The sequence below is a fragment of the Streptomyces sp. NBC_01775 genome (assembly GCF_035917675.1).
Classification (GTDB): domain Bacteria; phylum Actinomycetota; class Actinomycetes; order Streptomycetales; family Streptomycetaceae; genus Streptomyces.
The window spans coordinates 5220518-5244004 of record NZ_CP109104.1 but is presented as its reverse complement, the minus strand read 5'-3'; the positions used below and the strand labels follow the sequence as shown (position 1 = coordinate 5244004).

At 71.8% G+C, this 23487-nt stretch carries 20 protein-coding genes; 8 read left to right on the top strand and 12 right to left on the bottom strand.

The window, feature by feature from the left end; translation table 11 throughout:
• Nucleotides 1–4: 4 nt before the first annotated feature.
• The 4 genes from OHB04_RS23465 to OHB04_RS23450 form a co-directional block, all read right to left on the bottom strand.
• The gene (locus tag OHB04_RS23465) at nucleotides 5–1822 is read right to left on the bottom strand and encodes an acyclic terpene utilization AtuA family protein (RefSeq protein ID WP_326809503.1); all 1818 of its coding nucleotides are present in this window, start codon (nucleotides 1820–1822) and stop codon (nucleotides 5–7) included.
• Between the two features lie 119 nt (nucleotides 1823–1941).
• Nucleotides 1942–2784 (bottom strand): TIGR03084 family metal-binding protein, encoded by an 843-nt coding sequence (locus OHB04_RS23460; RefSeq protein WP_326689625.1) that lies wholly within the window; start codon nucleotides 2782–2784, stop codon nucleotides 1942–1944.
• Between the two features lie 608 nt (nucleotides 2785–3392).
• On the bottom strand, nucleotides 3393–6239 hold the full coding sequence (locus OHB04_RS23455; RefSeq protein ID WP_326689624.1) for an FAD-binding and (Fe-S)-binding domain-containing protein: 2847 nt from the start codon (nucleotides 6237–6239) through the stop codon (nucleotides 3393–3395).
• 115 nt (nucleotides 6240–6354) lie between these two features.
• Nucleotides 6355–6735 (bottom strand): MmcQ/YjbR family DNA-binding protein, encoded by a 381-nt coding sequence (locus OHB04_RS23450; protein WP_326689623.1) that lies wholly within the window; start codon nucleotides 6733–6735, stop codon nucleotides 6355–6357.
• A 111-nt stretch (nucleotides 6736–6846) separates the two neighbouring features.
• Here OHB04_RS23450 and serC point away from each other — a divergent pair, with 111 nt between their 5' ends.
• On the top strand, nucleotides 6847–7965 hold the full coding sequence (gene serC, locus OHB04_RS23445; protein ID WP_326689622.1) for a phosphoserine transaminase: 1119 nt from the start codon (nucleotides 6847–6849) through the stop codon (nucleotides 7963–7965).
• A gap of 149 nt (nucleotides 7966–8114) precedes the next feature.
• Here serC and OHB04_RS23440 read toward each other — a convergent pair whose 3' ends face one another.
• Nucleotides 8115–8945, bottom strand: a complete 831-nt coding sequence (locus OHB04_RS23440) for an ABC transporter permease (RefSeq protein ID WP_326689621.1) — start codon at nucleotides 8943–8945, stop codon at nucleotides 8115–8117.
• A complete protein-coding gene (locus tag OHB04_RS23435) occupies nucleotides 8942–9940 on the bottom strand; it encodes an ATP-binding cassette domain-containing protein (protein WP_326808226.1) in 999 nt (332 codons plus the stop codon). The genes OHB04_RS23440 and OHB04_RS23435 overlap by 4 nt, the downstream gene beginning before the upstream one ends.
• Nucleotides 9941–10082: 142 nt before the next feature.
• On the opposite strand from OHB04_RS23435, the gene OHB04_RS23430 reads away from it, so the two are divergent.
• Nucleotides 10083–10850 (top strand): TetR/AcrR family transcriptional regulator, encoded by a 768-nt coding sequence (locus OHB04_RS23430; protein ID WP_326808225.1) that lies wholly within the window; start codon nucleotides 10083–10085, stop codon nucleotides 10848–10850.
• A 301-nt stretch (nucleotides 10851–11151) separates the two neighbouring features.
• Here the strand turns inward: OHB04_RS23430 and OHB04_RS23425 are convergent, their stop codons facing one another.
• Nucleotides 11152–12267 (bottom strand): hypothetical protein, encoded by a 1116-nt coding sequence (locus OHB04_RS23425; protein WP_326808224.1) that lies wholly within the window; start codon nucleotides 12265–12267, stop codon nucleotides 11152–11154.
• A 58-nt stretch (nucleotides 12268–12325) separates the two neighbouring features.
• Here OHB04_RS23425 and OHB04_RS23420 point away from each other — a divergent pair, with 58 nt between their 5' ends.
• Nucleotides 12326–13090, top strand: coding sequence for a GDSL-type esterase/lipase family protein (locus OHB04_RS23420; RefSeq protein WP_326689617.1), 765 nt, complete (start codon nucleotides 12326–12328; stop codon nucleotides 13088–13090).
• On the opposite strand, the gene OHB04_RS23415 is transcribed toward OHB04_RS23420, so the two are convergent.
• Complete coding sequence (locus tag OHB04_RS23415; protein WP_326692858.1) at nucleotides 13069–13293, bottom strand: hypothetical protein; 225 nt, start codon at nucleotides 13291–13293, stop codon at nucleotides 13069–13071. The genes OHB04_RS23420 and OHB04_RS23415 overlap by 22 nt on opposite strands.
• A gap of 283 nt (nucleotides 13294–13576) precedes the next feature.
• On the opposite strand from OHB04_RS23415, the gene OHB04_RS23410 reads away from it, so the two are divergent.
• Nucleotides 13577–14314: a TetR-like C-terminal domain-containing protein gene (locus OHB04_RS23410; protein WP_326689616.1), complete on the top strand. Its 738-nt coding sequence runs from the start codon at nucleotides 13577–13579 to the stop codon at nucleotides 14312–14314.
• Between the two features lie 54 nt (nucleotides 14315–14368).
• A complete protein-coding gene (locus OHB04_RS23405; RefSeq protein WP_326689615.1) occupies nucleotides 14369–15364 on the top strand; it encodes an aldo/keto reductase in 996 nt (331 codons plus the stop codon).
• A gap of 262 nt (nucleotides 15365–15626) precedes the next feature.
• Here OHB04_RS23405 and thpR read toward each other — a convergent pair whose 3' ends face one another.
• From thpR to OHB04_RS23390, 3 genes are read right to left on the bottom strand one after another with little or no spacing between them, the layout of a single operon-like run.
• Nucleotides 15627–16205, bottom strand: coding sequence for an RNA 2',3'-cyclic phosphodiesterase (gene thpR / locus OHB04_RS23400; protein ID WP_326689614.1), 579 nt, complete (start codon nucleotides 16203–16205; stop codon nucleotides 15627–15629).
• A 60-nt stretch (nucleotides 16206–16265) separates the two neighbouring features.
• Entirely contained in the window at nucleotides 16266–17654 is a 1389-nt protein-coding gene (locus OHB04_RS23395) for an MFS transporter (RefSeq protein WP_326689613.1), read from the bottom strand.
• A 33-nt stretch (nucleotides 17655–17687) separates the two neighbouring features.
• A complete protein-coding gene (locus OHB04_RS23390) occupies nucleotides 17688–18158 on the bottom strand; it encodes a MarR family winged helix-turn-helix transcriptional regulator (protein ID WP_326689612.1) in 471 nt (156 codons plus the stop codon).
• Between the two features lie 127 nt (nucleotides 18159–18285).
• On the opposite strand from OHB04_RS23390, the gene OHB04_RS23385 reads away from it, so the two are divergent.
• Nucleotides 18286–18504, top strand: coding sequence for a hypothetical protein (locus OHB04_RS23385; protein ID WP_326689611.1), 219 nt, complete (start codon nucleotides 18286–18288; stop codon nucleotides 18502–18504).
• A gap of 344 nt (nucleotides 18505–18848) precedes the next feature.
• Here the strand turns inward: OHB04_RS23385 and OHB04_RS23380 are convergent, their stop codons facing one another.
• Nucleotides 18849–20327: an NCS2 family permease gene (locus OHB04_RS23380; protein ID WP_326689610.1), complete on the bottom strand. Its 1479-nt coding sequence runs from the start codon at nucleotides 20325–20327 to the stop codon at nucleotides 18849–18851.
• A gap of 253 nt (nucleotides 20328–20580) precedes the next feature.
• On the opposite strand from OHB04_RS23380, the gene OHB04_RS23375 reads away from it, so the two are divergent.
• Both OHB04_RS23375 and OHB04_RS23370 read left to right on the top strand, forming a co-directional pair.
• Entirely contained in the window at nucleotides 20581–20835 is a 255-nt protein-coding gene (locus OHB04_RS23375) for a DUF2530 domain-containing protein (RefSeq protein WP_405807402.1), read from the top strand.
• A gap of 177 nt (nucleotides 20836–21012) precedes the next feature.
• Nucleotides 21013–23433, top strand: coding sequence for an HAD-IC family P-type ATPase (locus tag OHB04_RS23370; RefSeq protein ID WP_326808223.1), 2421 nt, complete (start codon nucleotides 21013–21015; stop codon nucleotides 23431–23433).
• Nucleotides 23434–23487 lie beyond the last annotated feature (54 nt).

Below are 23487 nucleotides of genomic sequence, written 5' to 3'. Positions count from 1 at the left end.
CCTGTCACGTCAGCAGTTCCTCCGGTATCTCCAGGTGCCGGGAGCGCAGCCACTCGCCCAGCGCTTTGGCCTGCGGGTCGAAGCGGTGCGCGGCGGCGACGCCGTCGCCGAGCAGGCCCTCGATCACGAAGTTGAGGGCTTTGAGGTTCGGCAGCTCATACCGCGCGATCGGCAGCGCAGCCGCCTCCGGCAGCAGTTCGCGGAGCCGCTCCGCCGTCAGCTCCGCGGCCATCCACCGCCAGATTTGGTCGTCCGCGCCGCGCGCCCATACACCGATGTTGGCGTCCCCGCCCTTGTCGCCGCTGCGCGCGCCGAGGACTCCGCCGAGGGGGGCGCGGCGGGTGTGGGCCCGCCCCTGCCCCGCCCCTTCCCGTTTCTCGCGTTCCCGTTTCTCGCGTTCCCGTTTCTCGCGGAGAGCGCCCCGCGAACCCCCTGTGCCGCTCCGCTCCTCCTCAATGGCCGGACGGGCTGAGGGGTCTCGGGACGGTGGGGGTCCCCCCGTCCGAAGGCTGGGGGAGGGGCCGGGGAAAGAAACATCCGCCCGCGCCCCATCCGGCAGCACGGCAACATGCGGGACCGTCGCCGCGTCGACGTACGCCGCCTCGAACACCCCGTACGGCGCCCCCCGCGACGGCGGAGCCGTCACATGGAAGCCGGGAACGCCGGCGAGCGCCAGCTCGATCGCGGGGCCCGAGACAGCGCGGCCGACCACCGCCTCCTCCGCGTCGCGGACGACAAGCCGCAGCAGCGCACTCGCCTCCTCCTGGACACCCGCGTCCACGTGATCCGTCCGGGCGAGGGTCCAACGGACTTCACGGGGACGAGGATCGGTCAGCGCGACCTCCATCTGGCCGCGCACCAGCGCCGCCTTGGCCTCGATGTCGAGGCCGGTGAGGACGAAGGTGACCTCGTTGCGGAAGCCGCCGATCCGGGTGAGACCGACCTTCAGGGTGTCGGGGCGGGGCTCGCCCCGGACGCCGTCGACGCGGACACGGTCGGGGCCCGCCTGGGTGAGCCGCACGGAATCCAGGCGGGCGGTCACATCGGGGCCCAGGTAGCGGGGGCCGCCGGTCTCGTAGAGGAGCTGGGCCGTCACCGTGCCGACCGTCACGGCGCCGCCCGTCCCCGGGTGCTTGGTGATGACGGACGAACCGTCGTCGTGGATCTCGGCCAGCGGGAAGCCGGGCCGCCGCACATCGAGGCCCTCGTCCACGAAGAAGGCGTAGTTGCCGCCGGTGGCCTGCGCCCCGCACTCCAGTACGTGCCCGGCGACGACGGCTCCCGCGAGCCGGTCCCAGTCGTCGTCGGCCCAGCCGAAGCGGGCCGCCGCCGCGCCGCTGACGAGTGCCGCGTCGGCGACGCGCCCGGTGACGACGACATCGGCCCCGGCCCGCAGGCACGCGGCGATTCCGGCGCCGCCCAGGTAGGCGTTGGCGGTGAGCACGCCCTCGCCCCAGCGCCCGTCCGGTCCCTGCCGCAGCAGGTCGTCGCCCTCGACATGGGCGACCCGCGCGGGCACCCCGACGCGCGCGCTCAACTCCCGTACCGCGTCCGCGAGCCCGGCCGGGTTGAGCCCTCCCGCGTTGGTGACGAGGGCGACGCCGCGCTCCTGGGCGAGGCCGAGCCCCTCCTCCAGCTGCCGCAGAAAGGTCTTCGCGTAACCGCGCGAAGGGTCCTTCATCCGGTCCCTGCCGAGGATCAGCATGGTCAGCTCGGCGAGATAGTCCCCCGTCAGCACGTCCAGGGGGCCTCCGGTGAGCATCTCGGACAGCGCCGAGAACCGGTCCCCGTAGAAGCCCGAGGCGTTGCCGACCCGCAGCACACCACCGGATGCCGCAGCGAAACCCGTCCTGGCCGCCCCGGCCTCCGCCCCCGGCCCGCCCCCAGCCCCCGGTCCGTACTCCGGCTCAGCCCCTGACCCCGCCTCCGCCCCCGGCCCCGTCACGCGCCCTCCCCCTCCCCCTCACCCGCCCCGGCCGGGGCCCGCCCCGCACCCGGCGGGCCCGCGAACGCCTGCGCGAGGGACAGCCACCGCTCGGCATCCGGTCCCTCGGCGCGCACCCGCGCGTCGTCGCGGTGCAGGCGCTGGGTGGCCAGCAGACAGAAGTCGAGCGCGTCCCCCGTGACACGCTGGGCGGCGTCCTGCGGACCGTGGACCCACATCTCGCCGTCGGGAGCCGTCAGTTCGACGCGGAAGGGCTCGGCGGGCGGCTCCAGGCCGTGGACGGTGTAGGCGTAGTCGCGGGCGCGCACGCCGATCCGTACGACGTGCCGCAGCCGTGCGGTCGGCGCACGGCGCACCCCGAGCGCGTCGGCGACGTCCGTACCGTGCGCCCACAGCTCCATGACGCGCGCGGTGGCCATGCCGGGTGCGCTCATGGGCAGCCCGTACCAGGGCATCCGGGCGCCGGAGGGCTGGGCCGCGAGCACGGTGAGCAGGTCGGCGCGGCCGGTGCGCCAGTGGTTCAGCAGCTCCGGCACGGGCCGCCGGGCGCCGTCCTCGGCGCCTTCGTCGACGAAGCCGGCCGCTCCGGAGCGCGCCAGCAGTTCCTCGGCCTCCCTGCCGAAGGCCGTGGCGTCCGTGGCGGCGAGCAGCGCGCGCCGGTCGGTCCACGCCAGGTGGGCGATCTGGTGCGCGACGGTCCAGCCGGGTGCGGGGGTGGCGGTGGCCCAGCGCGCGGGCGGCAGATCCGCGACCAGACGGTCCAGGTCCTCACCCTCGGCCCGCAGGTCTTCCAGCAGTTCGTCGAGCGCGGCAGCGCGCACGGCATCGGCTCCGGCCACGGGCAGCGCCTTCCTCGTGTGGTGTCGGCCGTCGGCAGGCACGCGAGCCCACCCTCGGACAGGCACGCGAGCGCGCCCTCAACGGCCGTACGTGGCACAGAGAGTGGCAGCCGCGCAAAAAACAAGCAAGCGTGCTTGCATTGCTTTTCCCATGCGCGTTCCGGTGCGCGTCTCCCCTCGGCGGCGAACGCCGGCGCCGCACTCGGGCCCTCGGCCGCGGAGCCGGGCGGGATGAGGCCGGGCGGGGCCGGAAGGCAGCACTGTCACGACGGGAGGTAACGAACACACGACGGCTCCGGCGGAAGCCCGGCCTTCCCCTTGTCGGGGATCGCCCTGAGGAGCGTCCTCGTCCTCGTAGTCATCAAGGCCGTCAAGGTCGTTCGGAACGGCACTCCGGCCAAAGAGCACCAACGAGACCAACTAGACCAACGAGCACCGACCAGCACCGACCAGCGCCGAGGGCAAGCGCACAGGCCTGCGATTCCCTGTGATGGACCGCGATCCGCCCCGCCGGGCAAGGCGAGGAACCCTTCGAAGGCGCCGCGGTCTTGGGCGACGCCGTACTCGAAGGGCCCCTCGTCCTCCCTGCGGATCCCGCCTGACGCCGCCTAACGCCGCGGGAGGTGTTCCGCCAGCACCTCCGCGAGGTGGCGGCTGGAATAGCCGCCGAGCTGGTCCATCTGGGTGCGGCACGAGTAGCCGTCCGCGAGGATCTCCGTGCCGGGGGCCGCCTCCCGCAGTGCGGGCAGGAGCTGGTCGTCGGCGCAGGCGGCGGAGACCTCGTAATGGCCCTTCTCGAAGCCGAAGTTGCCCGCCAGACCGCAGCAGCCACCACTGAGCTCGCCGGTCAGCCCGGCGCGCTCGCGCAGCCGCTTGTCGGCCGCCTCGCCGATGACGGCGTGCTGATGGCAGTGGGTCTGGCCGGCCACCGGCCGGTCGACCCGTGGCGGCTCCCAGTCGGGCGCGTGCTCCTCCAGCGTCTGGGCGAAGGTCCGCACCGCCTTCGCGAGCCGCTTGGCGCGCGGATCGTCGCTCAGCAGCTCGGGGACGTCCGTCTGGAGTGCCGCGGCGCACGGCGGCTCCAGCACGGCGACGGGCAGGCCCGCGTCCAGCGCGGGCTCGATCCGGTCGAGGGTGCGGCGCATCACCGCGCGCGCCTTGTCCAGCTGGCCGGTGGAGACGTAGGTCAGCCCGCAGCACACCTGCTTCGGCGGTACGACGGGCCGCAGCCCGGCGTCCTGGAAGACCCGCACGGCCGCCGAACCGGCCTCCGGGGAGAGGTAGTTGGTGAAGGTGTCCGGCCACAGCACCACCGGCTTGCCACCCGCCTCCGCCCTGCCCGGCTGCTTGCGCCACCAGTGGGTGAAGGGCGTACGGGGCAGCGCGGGGATGTCCCGCTCGGGGGCGAGGCCGCCCAGGCGCTTGGCGAGCGCGGCGAGGGGCGGGACGCGCGCTCCGGCGTTGAGCAGCGGCACCGTGCGCGAGGTCGCGGCCAGCCGCAGCCACAGCGGGAGCCACCCCATCGAGTAGTGCGCCATCGGGCGTCGCTTGCCCGGAGTGCCCGTCTTGTCGTCGCCCTTGTGATAGTGGTGCAAGAACTCGGCCTTGTAGGTGGCCATGTCCACCCCGACCGGGCAGTCGCTCTTGCACCCCTTGCACGACAGGCACAGGTCGAGCGCGTCGTGCACCTCCTCGGACTGCCAGCCGTCGGTGACGACCTCGCCCGCGAGCATCTCGTGCAGCAGCCGGGCCCGGCCGCGCGTGGAGTGCTTCTCCTCGCCCGTCGCGCGGAAGGACGGGCACATCACGCTCGCGCCCGACGCCGTCTCGTTGCGGCACTTGGCGACGCCCACGCAGCGGCGGACGGCTGCGGAGAAGTCGCCCCCGTCGTGCGGGTATCCGAACTCCACGTCCACCGGATTGCGCGGCAGCGGCGCGAAGCGCAGATTGGCGTCCAGCGGGTCCGGGCGCACCAGCATGCCCGGGTTGAGGCCGCCCGCCGGGTCCCACAGGTCCTTGAACCGGCCGAAGAGCCCGACCATCTCCTCGCCGTACATCCGGGGCAGCAGCTCGGCCCTGGCCTGGCCGTCGCCGTGCTCACCGGAGAGCGAGCCGCCGTGCGCGACGACGGTGTCCGCCAGCGCCGTGGAGAAGTCGCGGAACTTCGCGATACCCGCCTGGCCCAGCAGGTCGAAGTCGATGCGCACATGGATGCAGCCGTCGCCGAAGTGCCCGTAGGGCAGCCCGCGCAGCCCGTACTCGCCCAGCAGCTTGCGGAAGTCACGCAGATACGCGCCCAGCCGCGCCGGCGGCACCGCGCAGTCCTCCCAGCCGGGCCACGCCTCGCTGCCGTCCGGCATCCGGGTCGCCGTGCCCGAGGCGTCCTCGCGCACCCGCCACAAGGAGCGCTGCCCGGCCGGGTCGGTGACCAGCGCGTGGGCCGTCGTGCCCTCGCGTGCGGCGGCGCACAGCGCCTCGGCGTTGGCCTTCGCGTGGGCCGCGTCGTCCCCGCCGACCTCCACGAACAGCCACGCGCCGCCCCTGGGCAGTGAGGCCCGCGACGCGTCGCTGACCAGGTCGTTCGCCATGCCCTCGACGGTCAGCGGCTGGTGCTGGAGCAGCCCGGCGGCAGCCTCGGCCGCCGCGCTCTCGTCCGCGTAGCCCAGGACGGCCAGGACGCGGGCGCCAGGCGTCGGGACCAGCTTGACCGTGGCGCGCGTCAGCACGCCCAGGGTGCCCTCGCTGCCGGTGAAGGCGCGCGCCCAGTCCTCGCCCTTCTCGGGCAGCAGCTCATCGAGCGCGTATCCGGAGATACGGCGCGGCAGCTCGGGGAATCCGGTGCGCAGCCGGGCCAGTTCGCCCTGAACGAGTGAGGAGACACCCGCCCTGAGCCGCTCCGGAACGCCCTCTCCGCCCCGCCCGAGCCGGGCCCGCTCGCCCGCGTAGGTGAGGACCTCCAGCTCGTGGACGTTGTCCGCGGTGGTGCCCCAGGCCACCGAGTGCGAGCCGCAGGAGTTGTTGCCGATCATCCCGCCGAGCGTGCACCTGCTGTGGGTGGAGGGGTCGGGCCCGAAGGTGAGTCCGAAGGCGCCCGCGGCGCCGCGCAGGTCGTCCAGGATCACGCCGGGGCGCACCACCGCGGTGCGGGCATCCGGATCGAGCTGCTCGATGGTGCGCATATGGCGGGTGAAATCCAGGACGACCCCGACCCCGGTGGCCTGCCCCGCGATGGACGTCCCCGCCCCCCGCGCCACCACGGGAACGCCCTGCTCACGGCAGACGGCCAGCGCCGCCGCCACATCGTCGTCATCCCTGGGCGCCACGACTCCCAGCGGAACGCGCCGGTAATTCGACGCGTCCATCGTCATCAGCGCTCTGTCCTGGGCTCCGAACTCCACCTCGCCGCCACGCACCGCCGCTCGCAGTGCCCGTTCCAGATTCCGTGCGTCTGCCATGGGCATCAGCGTGCCCGTTGATGCCCGGTCGCCGCTGCCCCTGGAACGATCTCGGTGACTGTGTTGCCCGTCACTCCCCCGGCAACGCCGCAGCGGGACGCTTCGGGCGGCGCGCTCAGCCCGCGTGCGGCCCCGGCGCCGTGAAGGTCTCCAACAGCCGTGACGGGGCGGCCTGTTGCCAGGAGTCGACGAGGATGTCGCGCAGCTCGGTCATGTCCTCCAGGGCCGCGAGGCGGGCGCGTACCCAGTTCGAGCCGGCCTCGTGGGGCGGCACCCAGAACTTCTCCGGCTCGGCCGCGATCAGCTCGCCCCGCTCCAGACGGGGGCAGCGCACGGCGAAGGAGGACTCGTCGTCGGGCATCGTGATGAACATCTTTCCCGCGACGCGGAACGTCGGCATCGCCCACGCCTCGACCTCCGTGGTCTCCGGCAGGGAGAGGGCGATGCGCCGCACGTCGTCGGGTCCGGGCCTGGCTCCCGGTCTCGGGCCGCTCATGGCCTCAGCCTATGCCGGGGCCGCCTGTCCGGGCGGCTCCGTTTTCGTCGTCCTATCTCATGCGCTGGACTCTCCGGTACCGCACAAGCTCCCGGGCACTAGTGTGGGCATGTGGCTGATCTCCAGATTCCCGCTGACATCAAGCCCGCCGACGGTCGCTTCGGCTCGGGCCCCAGCAAGGTGCGTCCCGAGGCGCTCAGCGCCCTGGCCGCGACCGGCACCTCCCTGATGGGCACCTCCCACCGCCAGGCACCCGTCAAGGGCCTGGTCGGAAAGGTGCGCGAAGGGGTGCGCGACCTCTTCTCGCTGCCCGAGGGCTACGAGGTCGTGCTCGGAAACGGCGGCTCCACCGCCTTCTGGGACGTGGCGACGCACGGCCTCATCAGCGACAGGTCCCAGCACCTGTCGTTCGGCGAGTTCTCCTCGAAGTTCGCGAAGGCCGCCAAGCAGGCGCCCTGGCTGGGCGAGCCCAGCGTCATCCAGAGCGACCCGGGCACCCACCCCGAGGCGCGCGGCGAGCAGGGCATCGACGTCTACGCGCTGACCCACAACGAGACCTCCACCGGTGTCGCGATGCCCCTGCGGCGCGTGCCCGGCGGGGACGACGGCGCACTCGTACTGGTCGACGCCACCTCGGGCGCCGGCGGTCTGCCGGTGGACATCGCCGAGACGGACGTCTACTACTTCGCGCCGCAGAAGTCCTTCGCGGCCGACGGCGGCCTGTGGATCGCGGTCTTCTCCCCCGCGGCCATCGAGCGCGCCGAGCGCATCGCCGCCTCCGACCGCCACATCCCGGCGTTCTTCGACCTCAACACGGCGATCGACAACTCCCGCAAGAACCAGACGTACAACACCCCCGCGCTGGCCACGCTCTTCCTCCTGAACGACCAGCTGGAGTGGCTCAACGGGCGGGGCGGGCTCGACTGGGCCGTCAAGCGGACGGCGGACTCCTCCTCCCGGCTCTACGGGTGGGCCGAGGCATCGGGGCACGCCTCGCCGTTCGTCTCCGACCCGGCGCAGCGGTCGCAGGTCGTCGGAACGATCGACTTCTCCGACGAGGTGGACGCGGCTGCGGTGGCCAAGGTGCTGCGGGCCAACGGTGTCGTGGACACCGAGCCCTACCGCAAGCTCGGCCGCAACCAGCTGCGGGTCGCGATGTTCCCGGCGGTCGAGCCGGCGGACGTCGAGGCGCTGACGACTTGCGTCGACTGGGTGATCGAGCGGCTTTAGCTTCGCTTGTGCCCTCGCCAAAGAATCGCGCTGGGGGCACCTCCCGGCCGGAGGCTGGGGGAGCGCTCGTCCTCAACCGCCGGACGGGCTCAAATTGAGCCCGTCCGGCGATTGAGGACCGGGGGTGCGGGGGCGGAGCCCCCGCAGGCTCAGCGACTCAGCCGCTGAAAGCGGTGGACCGCGAGCGGCAGGAACACAGCCGTGAGCACCACAGGCCACACCACCGCCATCAACGCGGCATGCTCCTCGATCCAGCTGCCTCCCGAAGGGAGCGGATTGCCGTACAGGTCGCGCACCGCGTTGGCCGTCGAGGAGACGGGGTTCCACATCGCGATGGCCCCGAGCCAGTCCGGCATGGCGGACGGCGGAGTGAAGACGCTGGAGACCATCCCGAAGGGAAAGGCGACGGCGAACAGGTTGCCCGCCGCTTCCTGGTTCGGCGCCATCAGCCCCAGCAGCACCCCGATCCATATCAGCGCGAACCGCAGCAGGAGCAGCAGCGCGAACGCGTACAGCGTGGCCGGCAGGCTGCCGTCCGAACGCCAGCCCACCACGAGCGCGATGACGGCCAGCACCACCAGGTCGAGCGCGGCGTGCAGCACGTCGGAGACGCCGCGCCCGGTGACCACCGCCGAGGGCGACATCGGCATGGAGCGGAAGCGGTCGGTGACCCCGCGCTCCTTGTCCACGACGACGGCCATCGCGGTGTTCATGAAGCCGAAGGCCATGGTCATCGCGAACATGCCGGGCATGGCGTAGTCCTTGTAGTCCACGCCCTTTCCGACGTCCATGGCGCTGCCGAAGACGTAGACGAACAGCAGCACGGACACGATCGGGAAGCCGAGCTGCCAGGCGATCAGCGAGGGCTGTTTGACCAGGTGGGTCAGGTCGCGGCGGACGATCGTCCAGCAGTCGGCCACCGCCCAGTACAGCCGCCGCTCGGGGGCGTGCGTGACGCTCGCACGGTCCATGACGCTCATACGAGGGTTCCTTCCTTCTCCGTCGCGTGGGCCCGGCCGCCGGTGAGGGTCAAGAAGACCTCGTCCAGGGTGGGGCGGCGCAATCCGATGTCCTCCACCGCGATGCCCTCGTCCTGGAGGTCGCGCGCCACCCGGGTCAGTGCCGGGACGCCCTCGGCGACGGGCGCGTGGACCCGCAGTTCCGCGCTGTCGGTCTCCGGTGCCGCGCCGCCGGAGGCGACCTGCGCGACGGCTTCTGAGACGGCGGGTATGTCTCGCGCCTCGGCGACGACCACCTCGATGCGGTCCCCGCCGATCGCCCGCTTGAGCCCGGCCGGGGTGTCCTCGGTGACGTTGCGGCCCTGGTCGATCACGGCTATGCGGTCGGAGAGCTTGTCGGCCTCGTCCAGGTAGTGGGTGGTGAGCACCACCGTCGTGCCCTCCGCCGTGAGGCCGCGCACGGCCTCCCACACCTCGCTCCTGCCGCGCGGGTCCAGGCCGGTGGTCGGCTCGTCCAGGAACAGCACCTCGGGGGCGAGGATCATGCTGGAGGCCAGATCGAGCCTCCGGCGCATACCGCCGCTGAAGCCCTTCGGCTGGAGGTCCGCCGCCTCCGTCAGCCCGAACTGGTCGAGGAGTTCGGTCGCCCGCTGCCGGGCGCGCGCCGCACCGAGGTGGAAGAGGCGGCCGAACATCTCCAGGTTCTGCCGCGCTGTGATGATCTCGTCGACGGCCACGTGCTGTCCGGTGAGTCCGATCCTGCGGCGCACCGCGCGGGGTTCGCGGGTCACGTCGTGTCCCCCGACAGTCGCCCGGCCGCTGTCGAGCCGCACGAGGGAGGCCAGGATGCGCACGGCGGTGGTCTTGCCCGCGCCGTTGGGACCGAGCAGGCCGTAGACGGTGCCGCGCGGCACCGCGAGGTCGAAGCCGTCCAGGGCCCGTTTGTCCCCGTAGGTCTTGCGAAGCTCCTCGGCGAGGACCGAGTGCTCCGACGAGGTCGATGAGCGTGCTGCCACGCGTTTCCTCCCCTTGTGTCCGGGCGGTCTTTCCGCCGCCCATGAATTGAGTACGCTGTACCCAACAAGAAAAGCGTACAGCCTACGCAGATGCTCGCAAGGGATTAACCGGCAACCGGGATTACTTAGGATGGCGGGCACCATGACCACCGAGCACAGCGAAGACGAGGGCCTCCCCCGGCTCCTCCGCAGCCTCGACCTGCTGTGGGGCAGAACCGGCAAGAGCCGCCCGGCGCGCGGCCCCAAGCCCGCGCTGACTCTGGAGAAGATCGTGCGCACCGCCGTCCGGCTCGCCGACCGCGACGGGCTCTCCGCGCTCTCCATGCGCACCGTCGCCGCCGAACTCGGCGTCGGGACGATGTCCCTGTACCGCTACGTGCCCGGCAAGGACGAGCTGATCGCCTTGATGGTGGACCACGTGAACGGGCCCTCCGAAGGGCTGGCGGACCTGCGCGGCAAGGAGTGGCGCCCCGCGCTGGAGATGGTCGCCGAGGGCTCCTGGAAGCTCTACACGACCAGCACGTGGCTGCTCCAGATCAACCAGGCCCGCCCCGTGCTCGGCCCGCACACCATGGCGGGCCTCGACGTCACCCTGGAGGCCATGGAGGGGCTGCCGCTCAACGGCCAGGAGAAGATGGGCGTGCTCATCGCGCTCGACAGCCTCGTCATGGGAGCGGCCCGCTCCCATGTGCTGTACCAGCTCGCCGCGCAGCAGTCGGGAGTGAGCGACGAGGAGTTCTGGCGCACCCAGGAGCCGTACATGATCCAGGCGATCACCGAGGGGGCCTTCCCCGCACTGTCCGCGCTGGACGACGACGCGTTCTCCGCCGAAGCGGTCGACTCCATGCGCTTCGGCGTCAAGGCGCTCCTGGACGGCTTCGAACAGCTCATCGCTCGCCGCGCGGCCTGAAGTCCCCGGACCGTCTCCGGCTGATCATGCGTGCCCTGCACCAGGGCGAGCCCCAAAGGGGCGCGGGGCTGTGTCATATGCGGCTCCGCCGCGCGGGCCCGACCAGCCACCAGGCGCCCGCACTCTGCAACGCACCGGCAGGGCAGCCCCTGCGCAGCACCAGGAAAGAGGACAACAGAAACCGCCGGACAGACCCAACCGCGGCGGCATCAGCCGCAAGCAGCCGAACCAGCCCCGGTCGGGGCATCAGCCCCGGGTAGCCGAACCAGCCCCGGCAACCGAACCAACCGCGACGGCACAATCAATCGCGGCGGCGGAAGACGCGCCTGAGCCCCAGCCACAGCACGAGCGCGCCGGCGAAGGTGGCCCCGGCCCACACCATGGGCCGGTCGGCGCCGAAGAGGCCGTCCTCGCCCGCCGAGTCTCCGGCGCCCCCGCCCTTCCCGTCGTCGCCGCTCCCGCCAGAGCCGTCCTCGGCGGACGGGGGAACCGCGTCGCCGGACAGACGGACCGGCTCCACCTCGCTGCGCGCGCCCTCGGAGCCGTACATCAGCGTGCGCCCGTCGGGGGCGAAGGTGACGGCCTCGCCCTGCCGTTGGATCGGCAGGGGCACGGTCCCGATACGGGAGACGCCGCCGCTCACGCCCTTCCCCTCCCAGCGGTAGGCCGTCGCACCGAAGTAGGCGCGCAGCACCAGCCGCTTCCCGTCCGGCGAGAAGGCCCCGTCGGTCGCCTGGAGGTCGATCTTCGCGACGCGCGAGAAGGTGTTGACGCCCTGCGCCGTCAGCCGCTCGGGCCCGGCGTAGAGGCCGCCCTTGCCCTCGCCGTTCTTGCTGGCGATGTAGACCCGCCCCGTCTTCGGGTGCACCATCAGCGACTCCGCGTCGCGCGCCCCGCCCGCGTAGCGGACGGTGTAGCGGGTGGGGGTCACCGTGGTGTCGCCGAGCCGCTTCGGCTCGTGGAAGCGGTAGATCCACACGTTGGGCCAGGTGCCGCCGAGGTTGTCCCCGATGTCACCGACGTACACGTCACCGTCCGGGCCCACCGAAATCGCCTCCACATCACGCGGGTTGATGCCGCGCAGGGTGACGGTGGCGACGGTCTTGCCCGTGCGCCCGTCGACGGCGTAGACGTACGGGCCGTCGTCGGAGTCGTTGTGCGTCCAGTAGACGCCCTTGTGCGTACGGCTCGCGGCCAGGCCGCTGGACTCGGTGATCCGGGAGTCGCGAAAGGTGAAGCCCTGCGGCCCGTCCCCGTCCGAAGCGGGGACGGCGGACGCCGCAGAAGCGGCGGAGACGGCCGCCGGAGCCGGGGCGGCGACCGCCCCGGGCGCGGCACTTGGTGTCAGCACCAGCCCCGCCACCGCCGCCACACCGCATCCCACTCGTATCCCCACAGCACGCGTACGCACAGACATGGCACCAAGTGTCCAGCATCACGGTGCAGCTCAGCGCACGATCCCCCAGGATGTGCGGATGCGCATCCTCTTCGTCGGCGACTCGATGACGATCGGTGCCGCCGGCGACCACACCTGGCGCTACCGGATGTGGCAGCACCTGGGCCGCACCCTGCCTCCCGGCACCGCGCGCGTCGTCGGCCCGCGCACCGCGCTGCACGAGGGATCGCAGGCGTACGCCGATCCCGCCTTCCCCGCCTCCGCGCGGGGTCATCTGGCGGGCTGGGGCGAGGGATGGCTGCACATGGCCCCGGTCATCGGCGAGGCGGTCGCCGCCTGCGAGGCGGACACCCTGCTGGTCTCGCTCGGCCTGATAGACCTCGGCTTCTACACCGACGCGGCGCAGACCGCGCGGAACGTGGAGCGCTTCTGGGCAGCGGCCCGCGCCGCGAACCCCCGGGTGCGCGGCGTCCTGCTGCCGGTCATCCCCAATGTGCGGGCGGTGCACGACGCGGCCTTCGCGGCCGAGTGCGCACACTTCAACACGCTGCTGGGCAAGGCCGTCGCCGAGCTGTCGGAGCCCCTGTCACCGCTGCTGCCGGCCTCGGCACCGGAGGGCTGGTCGGTGGAGCGGGACACCTATGACGGCACCCATCCCTCGGTCCGCGGCGAGCACCGCATCGCCGCGGCCTTCGCCGGGGCGCTGCACCAGGCGTGGGCGGTGGGCGGCCCGTACGAGCCGCAGGGCGCACCCCGCGAACCGGAGCTCGCCGCGACGCCGTGGGACGGATCCCGCGAACCGGAGCTCGCCGCGCCGCCCGTTCAGGGGCCCTCGCGCAGGTAGAGGGCGCCGCAGCTGTGGCAGAACGGCTCACCGCGCGGGGTGCCCCAGGCCTCCGCCGGCTGGGTGGCGGCGCCGGGGTCCAGCGGGCGCCCGCACATCGCCTGCGCGCTCGCGTTCCGCACCATGTGCCAGACCTTGACCCTGGCGTCGGGATCGCCGGGAGAGACGCCCTCTTCATATTCCGCACGCATCTCGTGCTCCATGCGGACCTCCAGCGCTCGGGTGCCGCCCCGGGTACCGGGAGTACCCTCCGCGAGCATGGAGGATCGCGTCACATGCCGCATCATTTGCGCCGGATCGGTGCCCGGGCCACCTGCGGAACACGAGATTCAGCCACACTGGCGTACACGAAAACCGCGAACGCCCTGTGCACAACCGTTCCCGGCCACACACAGGGCGTTCACCATCCCCCGACTAATGCACGTTTTCGCGCACTAACTGGTGAGAGAATAACCGGAACGCACGCTTCTATGCAACGCGGAGCCCATGACTGAGCCACCCACGCGGGAGTCGACGCCCAAGCCCCACGGAGCCACCCGGCCCGGCGGGCGCACCGCCCGTACGCGTGCCGCCGTGCTGGCGGCGGTCCTGGACGAGCTCGACACCGATGATTTCGCCGCGCTCACCATCGAGGGCCTCGCCCGCCGCTCGGGGGTGCACGCCGCGACGATCAGACGCAGATGGCGCACCGTCGAGGGCGTGATCGTCGACCTGCTGAGCAGGACGAGCACGACCATCCCCGTCCCCGACACCGGCAGCCTGTTCGGCGATCTGCACTCCATGGCCGAAAACATCGCCGCCTTCCACTCCACTCCCCGCAACCGTCGCCTCATCGAGTGCATGGTCGCCGCCGCCTTCAACGATCCGCGCGCCGACCGGATGCTGCGCGATGCCTTCGGGGACCGGATCCAGGTGGTCTCGGTCCTGGTGGAGCGGGCCGTCGAGCGGGGCGAGGTGCCGCCGGACACGGACACGGGGGAGATCATCTCCGCGCTCAGCGCGCCCTTCTACTACCGGCTGCTGATCACTCGCCGCCCCATCGACGCCGACCTGGCGCGCAAGGCGGCCGAAGTGGCCCACCAGGCCGCCGTGGCAGGGACGTTCCGTACCTCGGCGCACGCCGGGGAAGCGGACGGGAAGGCCGATGGGGAAACCCCGGAGACCACCCGGAAGACCGCCGAAGAGCCTGCCGGGGACGGCGCCGACGGCACCGCCGCCGGCTGATCGCGCGGCGTGCGGCCTTGCCTGGAGCCCACTCGAAGCGTCTAGCGTGACGGAATGGAGTACACACAGGTCGGACGCACGGGACTCAAGGTCAGCAGGCTCGTTCTCGGCACGATGAACTTCGGGCCGCTGACCGACGAGTCCGACAGCCACACGATCATGGACGCCGCGCAGGGTGCGGGCGTCAACTTCTTCGACACCGCCAACGTCTACGGCTGGGGCGAGAACAAGGGCCGCACCGAGGAGATCCTCGGGAGCTGGTTCGCGCAGGGCAACGGCCGCCGCGACAAGACCGTCCTGGCCACCAAGGTCTACGCCAACATGGCGGCCGGTGAGACGCCCTGGCCCAGCCACGACAAGCTCTCGGCGCTCAACATCCGCCGTGCCGTCGACGCCAGCCTCCGCAGGCTGCGCACCGATCACATCGACCTGTACCAGTTCCACCACGTCGACCGCGACACGCCCTGGGACGAGATCTGGCAGGCCATCGACGTGCTGGTCCAGCAGGGCAAGATCCTCTACGTGGGGTCCAGCAACCACGCCGGCTGGGACATCGCCCAGGCCAACGAGGCCGCGGCGCGCCGCTCCTCCCTCGGACTCATCAGCGAGCAGTGCCTCTACAACCTCGCCGAGCGCCGCGCCGAGATGGAGGTCATCCCGGCGGCACAGAGCTACGGTCTCGGCATCATTCCCTGGTCGCCGCTGCACGGCGGGCTGCTGGGCGGCGCGGTGCGCAAGTCCCGCGAGGGCGGTCAGGGGCGCAGCGTCTCGGGCCGTTCGGCCGACGCGCTGAAGAAGTCCGCGGTGCGCGACCAGATCGAGGCGTACGAGACGCTGGTCGCCAAGCACGGCCTGGAGCCAGGCGAGGTCGCCCTCGCCTGGCTGCTGACACGTCCGGGGGTGACGGGCCCCATCGTCGGGCCGCGCACGGCCGACCAGCTCGCCTCGGCCCTGCGCGCCGTCGAGCTGAAGCTCGGGGACGAGCTGCTGGCCTCACTGGACGAGATCTTCCCGGGCCCGGGCCCCACCCCGGAGGCCTTCGCCTGGTGACGCGGGACCGGGACCGGTATCGAGGCCGGAATCAGGATCGGAATCGGAATCGGAATCGAGGTCGGATCCGGGACCGGTGAGGGCTCAGTGGCCGCCCAGGGCCGAGGCCAGGACGACCACGACGAAGAGCACCACGAGCGTTCCGGTCACGATCCGCATTCTGGTCTTGGCATTCACGCCGCCCACGGTAACCGGGGCCGGAGGCGAACCCGCCCCCGGCCCCGGTTCGCGCCCGGCTCCGGCCCCCGAGCCCCGGGCCCGGCTAGGCCTGCCCCAGGGGCCAGCGCTCCACCGGCAGGTAGCGCGGCTGCTCCCCCTCGACGCCGCTGTCGGGCAGCACACTGCGCACCAGCACCAGCTCCCGCGCGGTCCAGGACGAGCCCTGGAAGCGGTCCAGCTCGGTGACGTACGGGCGCAGGTCCACCACGGTTCCCCGGGCGCGGGCCAGGGTCAGATGGGGGCGGTAGCCGCGCTCCTCGCCGGGCGCGATCAGCCCGGCGCGGCGGCCGGCGGCGGAGGCCGCCCCGGCCAGCCCGGTCAGTGCGGTGCGCGCGCTGTCCGGCGTCAGGGCCGCCCACAGCGCGCGGTCGCCGAAGCGGCCACCGCCGCCGAGGCGCAGGGGGAACTCCTGGGCGCGGTGCGCGGCGCGGGCGAGCCTCGTCCGCAGGTCGGCGGCCTCGTGGTCGTCCGTCTCGCCGTAGAAGGCCAGTGTGAGGTGCCAGTTCTCCGTCTTGGACCACCTCAGCTCGTCCGCGCCCGGCAGACGTCTGAGGGGACCCACGGCGTGGGCCAGTTCGCCGACGGCCTCGGCAGGGGGCAAGAGCGCTGCGAAGAGTCTCATGACCGCGCAGACTGCCAGAGCCTCGCGCGGCCGTCCGCAGCGGCTGCCCCCGCCGGGGCCCTACGCCGCCTCCGGCACTCTCTCCTCGGCGCCGGTCCGGGCGACGAAGCGGACCAGCGGCCGGCCCTTGCGCAGGCCGAAGGCGGGACGCAGCCCCGCCAGGTGGGCCAGCACCAGGCCCACGGCCAGGGCCGCCACCGCCGAGATGACGCCACCGGCCAGGAAGCCGGCGCGCGCGCCCCAGGCGTCGGTGATCCAGCCCATGATCGGGCCGCCGATGGGCGTCCCGCCCACGAAGACCATCATGAACAGGCTCATCACGCGCCCCCGCATCACGGGGTCGGAGGCGAGCTGGAGGCTGGAGTTGGCCGTGACGTTGAGCGTCAGGCCCATCAGCCCGATCGGCGCCATCAGCGCGGCGAACAGCCAGAAGGACGGCGAGAGCGCCGCCACCATCTCCAGGACGCCGAAGAGCGCGGCGGCACCCGTCATCAGCCGCAGCCGCGAGTGGCCGCGCCGGGCGGCCAGCAGCGCGCCGACGACGGAGCCGACGGCCATCAGGAAGTTGAGCAGGGCGTAGGTGCCGGGCCCCGCGTCGAAGACGTCGCTGGTGAAGGCGGTCAGCCAGATGGGGAAGTTGAAGCCGAAGGTCCCGATGAAGCCGACGAGCACGATCGGCCACACCAGCTCGGGGTGCCCGCGCACATAGCCCAGACCCTCGCGCAGCTGCCCCTTGCCGCGCTCGACGCGCTCGCTGGGGTACAGCTCCGAGGTGCGCATCATCAGCAGACCGATGAGCGGCGCGGCGAAGGAGAGGCCGTTGAGGAGGAACGCCCAGCCGCCGCCCACGGCCGAGATGAGCACACCGGCGACGGCGGGGCCGACCAGCCGCGCGCTCTGGAAGTTCGCGGAGTTGAGCGAGACGGCGTTGCGTATCTGCGCCGGGCCGACCATCTCGGAGACGAAGGTCTGCCGGGTGGGGTTGTCGACCACGGTCACCAGGCCGAGGACGAAGGCGAGCGCGTAGACGTGCGCGACCTGCACGTTCCCGCTGAGGGTGAGCGCGGCCAGCACCAGCCCGGTGAGGCCCATGGCGGACTGGGTGACGAACAGCAGCTTGCGCTTGGAGCAGCGGTCGGCGATCACTCCGCCGTACAGGCCGAACAGCAGCATCGGCAGGAACTGGAGGGCCGTGGTGACACCGACGGCGGTCGAGGAGCCCGTGAGGCTGTGGACCAGCCAGTCCTGGGCGATGCGCTGCATCCAGGTGCCGGTGTTGGATACCGCCTGGCCCATCGCGAAGAGGCGGTAGTTACGGATCCTCAGCGAGCTGAACATCGAGGGCTTCGCGGCGTTCCGCGAAGCCTTGTCGCTGTCGCGCGGTGGCTTTTCGTTGTCGTCAGGTGCGGATGGTGCGGGTGCGGAGTCTGCTCCGTGGCCCGTACTCAATGCGGGTTCGCCTCCCCTTCTGGGTCCTTCTCGTTACAGATGTGCCAGCTTCTCCAGCGCGGGCGCTGCGGCGCGCAGCGTCGCCCGGTCGTCCTCGTCCAGCTCCGCGAACAGCTCGGCCAGCCAGGCGTTCCGCTTCGTGCGGGCCGCGGCCAGCATGGATTCGGCCTGCTCTGTCTGGGTGACCACCTTCTGGCGGCGGTCCTCGGGGTGCGCCTGGAGCCGGACCAGCCCCTTGGCCTCCAGCATCGCGACGATGCGGGTCATCGACGGGGGCTGTACGTGCTCCTTGCGCGCCAGTTCGCTCGGGGTGGCCGTGCCGCAGCGCGCGAGGGTGCCGAGTACGGACATCTCCGCGGGGCTCAGCGACTCGTCGACTCTCTGGTTCTTGAGCCGGCGGGAGAGGCGGAGCACCGCGGCACGGAGCGTATTGACCGCCTCCCGGTCGAGCGCGTCCAGTGGTGGCCCGTCCGCCAGTGGCGGGACGGAGAGCTGTTCCGACATGGTCGTTAGCCTAACTCATTACTCCGCCTAAGTACTACCTGGTTCGGCGCACAGCGCTCACACGTTCGGGTGAGCCGGAGCACATTCGCGGGACAGCGGGCGGGGTGGCTTCGCGACCGTGGATCGTATGACCCGACTGACGCCCGCCCACCGTGACCAGCCGGACTCGCAGGTGCTCAGCCTGCGCGTGGAGACGGCCCTCTTCGAGCGCCTCAGCGACCATGCCGCGAAACGCGGAATGAGCGTCCAGGACTATGTGGTCCGGACGCTCATTCGCGACGACTTCGACGAACGCTTCAAGACTGCCGTCGACGAGACCGAGCGCTTCTACGGCCACTCGGCGTAGGGGGCTTTCGCCCCCTGTTTTCCCCGCGCCCCTGCTGGCCCCTCACGCCGTGCAGTGCCCCGCACCTACCGCCCCTACGGCGCGGCGGTACCCCCGAGGTGGCAGTGGGGCGTACCAACCGCCGGTCACGCACATCGCGCCTACACGCCGCTGCGGACGGCCCCCCTCCCGCCGCAACGGCGCCCAGCCCATACGACGCGGCCCGGCGGTGCCACTCCCTCCCCGAGGGGCGGGGGTGCGTACCGACCACCGGTCGCATACGACGTGCATCGCGCCGTCGCGGCGGAAAAGAGGAGGCCGCAACGGCGCCCAGCCCTCACGGCGCGGGCCGGCGGTGCCCCGCCTTACTTGACGCCGAGCAGCTGTTCGATCGGGTGCAGGAGGAAGTAGACGAGGAAGCAGAGGCCGACCACGTTCAGCAGCCACGGCACCTGGCGGAGCCGGCCCGTGGCGGCGCGCAGCAGGATGAAGGCGATGACGCCCATGCCGATGCCGTTGGTGATGCTGTAGGTGAAGGGCATCGCGACGATCGTCAAGAACGCCGGGATGCCGACGGTGTAGTCGCCCCAGTCGATCTCCCGGACGTTCGTGGCCATGATCAGGAAGCCGACGACCAGCAGTGCGGGGGTCGCCGCCTGGGAGGGGACGACCTTCGCCAGCGGGGTGAAGACCAGCGCCAGCAGGAAGAGCGAGCCGGTCAGGACGTTGGCGAGGCCCGTTCTGGCGCCCTCGCCGACGCCGGCCGTGGACTCGACGAAGCAGGTGTTGGCCGAGCAGGAGCCCAGCCCGCCGCCCGCCACGCCGACGCCGTCCAGGAAGAGGATGCGGCCCATGCGCGGCAGCTGGCCCCGCTCGTCGGCCAGCCCTGACTCCTCGCCGACGCCGATGATGGTGCCCATCGCGTCGAAGAACCCCGACAGCAGCACGGTGAAGACGAACAGACAGCCGGTCAGCCAGCCGACCTCGTGGAAGCCGCCGAACAAGCTGACCTGCCCGATCAGCCCGAAGTCCGGGGTGCCGACCACCGAGTCCGGCACCGAGGGCACCGCCAGGCCCCACGCGGCGTCGGGAATGTCCGCGACGAGGTTGATGACGATCGCGAGGGCGGCCATGGCGGCGATGCCGATGAGGATGGCGCCCTTGGTCCTGCGGACCGTGAGGATGAACATCAGGGCGAGGCCGAGCACGAAGACCACCACCGGCCAGCCCTGGAGCTGACCCCCCTGGCCGAGGCCGAGGGGCACGGTGGTCTTGGCCGCGTCCGGGTTGCGGGTGACGAAGCCGGAGTCGACCAGGCCGATCAGCGAGATGAACAGGCCGATACCGATCGCGATCGACCGGCGCAGCCCGTTCGGGATGGCGTCCATGACCCGCTGCCGCAGGCCGGAGGCGACCAGGATCATCAGCACCAGGCCGGCGAGCACCACCATGCCCATGGCGTCGGGCCAGCTCATCTTGGGGGCGAGCTGGAGCGCGACGACAGCGTTGATGCCCAGGCCGGTGGCCAGCGCGATGGGGACGTTGCCGATGACGCCCATGAGGAGCGTGGTCAGCCCCGCCATGAACGCGGTGGCCGTCACCAGCTGGCCGTTGTCGAGGTGATGGCCGAACTTGTCCGTACCGGCGCCGAGGATGATCGGGTTCAGCACGATGATGTAGGCCATCGCGAAGAAGGTCGCGAGCCCGCCTCTGACCTCGCGGCTCACGGTCGACCCGCGCTCCGAGATCTTGAAGAAGCGGTCCAGGGCGGAGGACGGAGCGGGCGGAGGGGCGTCCTCGGACGGGGAAGCCCCGGAATCGACCGGGCTGGCCGAAGCGGACATGCGTGACCTCGGGTACGTGCTGGCCTGAGAAGGCTGGGGGGCGGACCGGATCGGCTTGGAGCATCAGACGAAAGAAACCAGTCGGATCCAGATAGGTTCAGTATGAACAAACAAGCCCGATGATCGCCATCTCCGCGCGTAGAACCTTGGCCGCGCTCGTTACGCTGGTGTACTGACCGCCCGGCACACCGGGCGGCGGGGCAAGGCCGGAGACAGCGGCCGAGAAACAGAGGGAGCCGCCGCGATGGGCCTCATGGACAAGTGGACCAACGGTGAGCGCGAGGCACCCGAGCCCCTGGAGGGCAACGTCATCGCCACGGTCGTGACCGGCACCGTCGTCTGGCTCGTTCTCTTCCTCGCCCAACTCCCCTTCTACGGCTGGTTCGACGACCACGGCCACACCTGGTGGCTGTGGACGTGCGCCGCCGGCGCCGGGCTGGGCTGCATCGGCATCTGGTACGTACGGGCCCGCGACGCGGCGATCCGCGAGGCCGCGCAGCGGGACTGATCCGGGACGGGCCGGGCGACCGCCCCGGGCGCAGGCCCGGATGGCTGACCCAGGCGCAGGGCCCGGACGGCCGACCCGGGCGCGGGGCTGGACCGCTGACCTCACGCGCGGAGAGGGCTGCCCCACGGGCAGCATCCGCGCCGCCCAAACGGGCATTCGGCACCGTACCGTCAAAGCATGACGCACCCCCCAGAAAGTGGAGCCGAAGCCGGTAGAGCGGGGGAAGCGCCCCGCGCGGGCGGTCTCACCCGGGCGGAGGTCGAGGAGCGGGTCGCGCGCGGGGAGGTCAACGACATCCCCGTCCGCAGCAGCCGGTCCACGGGCGACATCGTCCGGGCCAACGTCTTCACCCGCTTCAACGCGATCATCGGCATCCTCTTCCTGATCATTCTGGTCGTCGGACCGATCCAGGACGGCCTCTTCGGCTTCGTGATCCTCGCCAACACCGGCATCGGCATCGTCCAGGAGCTGCGGGCCAAGAAGACCCTCGACAACCTGGCCGTCATCGGCGAGGCCCGGCCCCGGGTGCGCAGGGACGGCGAGAGTGCCGAGCTCCCGACCGGCGAGATCGTGCTCGGCGACCTGGTGGAGCTGCGTCCCGGCGACAAGTGCGTGGTCGACGGCACGGTGGCGGAGTCCGAGAGCCTGGAGGCCGACGAGTCCCTGCTGACCGGCGAGGCCGACCCGGTGGTCAAACGGCCGGGCGACCAGATCATGTCGGGCAGCTTCGTGGTCGCGGGCAGCGGCGCGTTCACCGCGACCAAGGTGGGGCGCGAAGCCTATGCCGCACAGCTCGCCGAGGAGGCCAGCCGCTTCACGCTCGTCCACTCCGAACTGCGCAGCGGCATCAGCCAGATCCTCAAATACATCACCTGGATGATGATCCCGGCGGCCGTCGGCCTCATCCTCAGCCAGCTCGTGGTGGAGCACAGCGACGTCAGGGCGGCTATCCGGCGCATGGTCGCCGGGATCGTGCCCATGGTCCCCGAGGGGCTCGTCCTGCTGACGTCGGTCGCCTTCGCCATCGGCGTCATCCGGCTGGGCCGCAAGCAGTGCCTCGTCCAGGAACTGCCCGCCATCGAGGGCCTGGCGCGGGTCGACGTCGTCTGCCTGGACAAGACCGGCACCCTCACCGAGGGCGGCATGGACGTCCGCGAGGTGCGCACGCTCAGCGGCACCGGCGAGGAGTACGCGGGCCGCGTGCTCGGCGCGCTCGGCGCCTCGGAGCCGAACCCCAACGCGAGCCTCCAGGCGATCATCGAGGCGTACCCGGCATCGGAGGACGGCGACGGCGGGTGGCGGTGCACCGACACGCTGCCCTTCTCCTCGGCCCGGAAGTACAGCGGCGCCGCCTTCGAGGAGAGCGACGGGAGCGCCGTGGCCTGGCTGATGGGGGCACCCGATGTGCTGCTGGCCAAGGGCGACCCGACGCTCGCCGAGGTGGACAGGCTCGACCGGGAGGGGCTGCGGGTCCTGCTGCTGGCCCGCGCCGCCGACGGGCTGGAGAGCGCGAGCGGCGCCGGGGAGCAGGTCGCGCAGCGCGTCGAGCCGGCCGCGCTGGTCGTCCTCGAACAGCGGCTGCGGCCCGACGCCTCCGAGACCCTCCACTACTTCGCCGAGCAATCCGTAGGTACCAAGGTGGTCTCCGGCGACAACGCGGTCTCCGTCGGCGCCGTCGCGGGCAAGCTCGCCATGTCCGGCGCCGAGGCCCCGGTGGACGCGCGCAAGCTGCCCGCCGAACAAGGCGCCATGGCACGGAAGCTGGAGGACCACGCGGTGTTCGGCCGGGTCACCCCGCAGCAGAAGCGGGAGATGGTGGGCGCGCTCCAATCGCGCGGGCACACCGTGGCCATGACGGGCGACGGGGTCAACGACGTCCTCGCGCTCAAGGACGCCGACATCGGCGTCTCCATGGGCTCCGGTTCGGACGCGACCAAGGCCGTCGCGCAGATCGTGCTTCTCAACAACAGCTTCGCCACGCTGCCTTCGGTCGTCGGCGAGGGGCGCCGCGTCATCGGCAACATCGAGCGGGTCGCCAACCTGTTCCTGACCAAGACCGTCTACTCGGTGCTGCTGGCGCTTCTGGTGATCTGCTGGCAGCTCCCCTACCCCTTCCTGCCGCGCCACCTCACCCTGCTCTCCTCGCTCACCATCGGCATCCCCGCCTTCTTCCTGGCGCTGGCGCCCAACAAGGAGCGGGCGCGCCCGCATTTCGTACGGCGCGTGATGCGGTACGCGGTCCCCTCCGGGATCATCGCGGGCACCGCCACCTTCGGTACGTATCTGCTGGCGCGGCACCACTACTCGGGGGAGAACGCGCTGTCCGCCGAGACGAGCGCGGCGACGCTGACGCTCTTCCTGATCGCCATGTGGGTGCTGGCCATCGTCGCCAGGCCCTATACGTGGTGGCGGATCGGCCTCGTACTGACGATGGCAGCGGCCTTCCTCGTCGTCCTCGTCACGCCCGCGCTCCAGCACTTCTTCGCGCTCCGCCTGGTCGGCGCGGCCCTTCCGTGGGTGGCGGTCGCGGTCGCGGCGGTCGCGGGAGTGCTGCTGGAGGTGGCCTGGCGGTGGGTCGCCCGGAAATTCCCCGCGTAACCGGGAACGAACACCCGGCGTTTTCACTTCCAGGATTTCTGAAATAATCTCGGG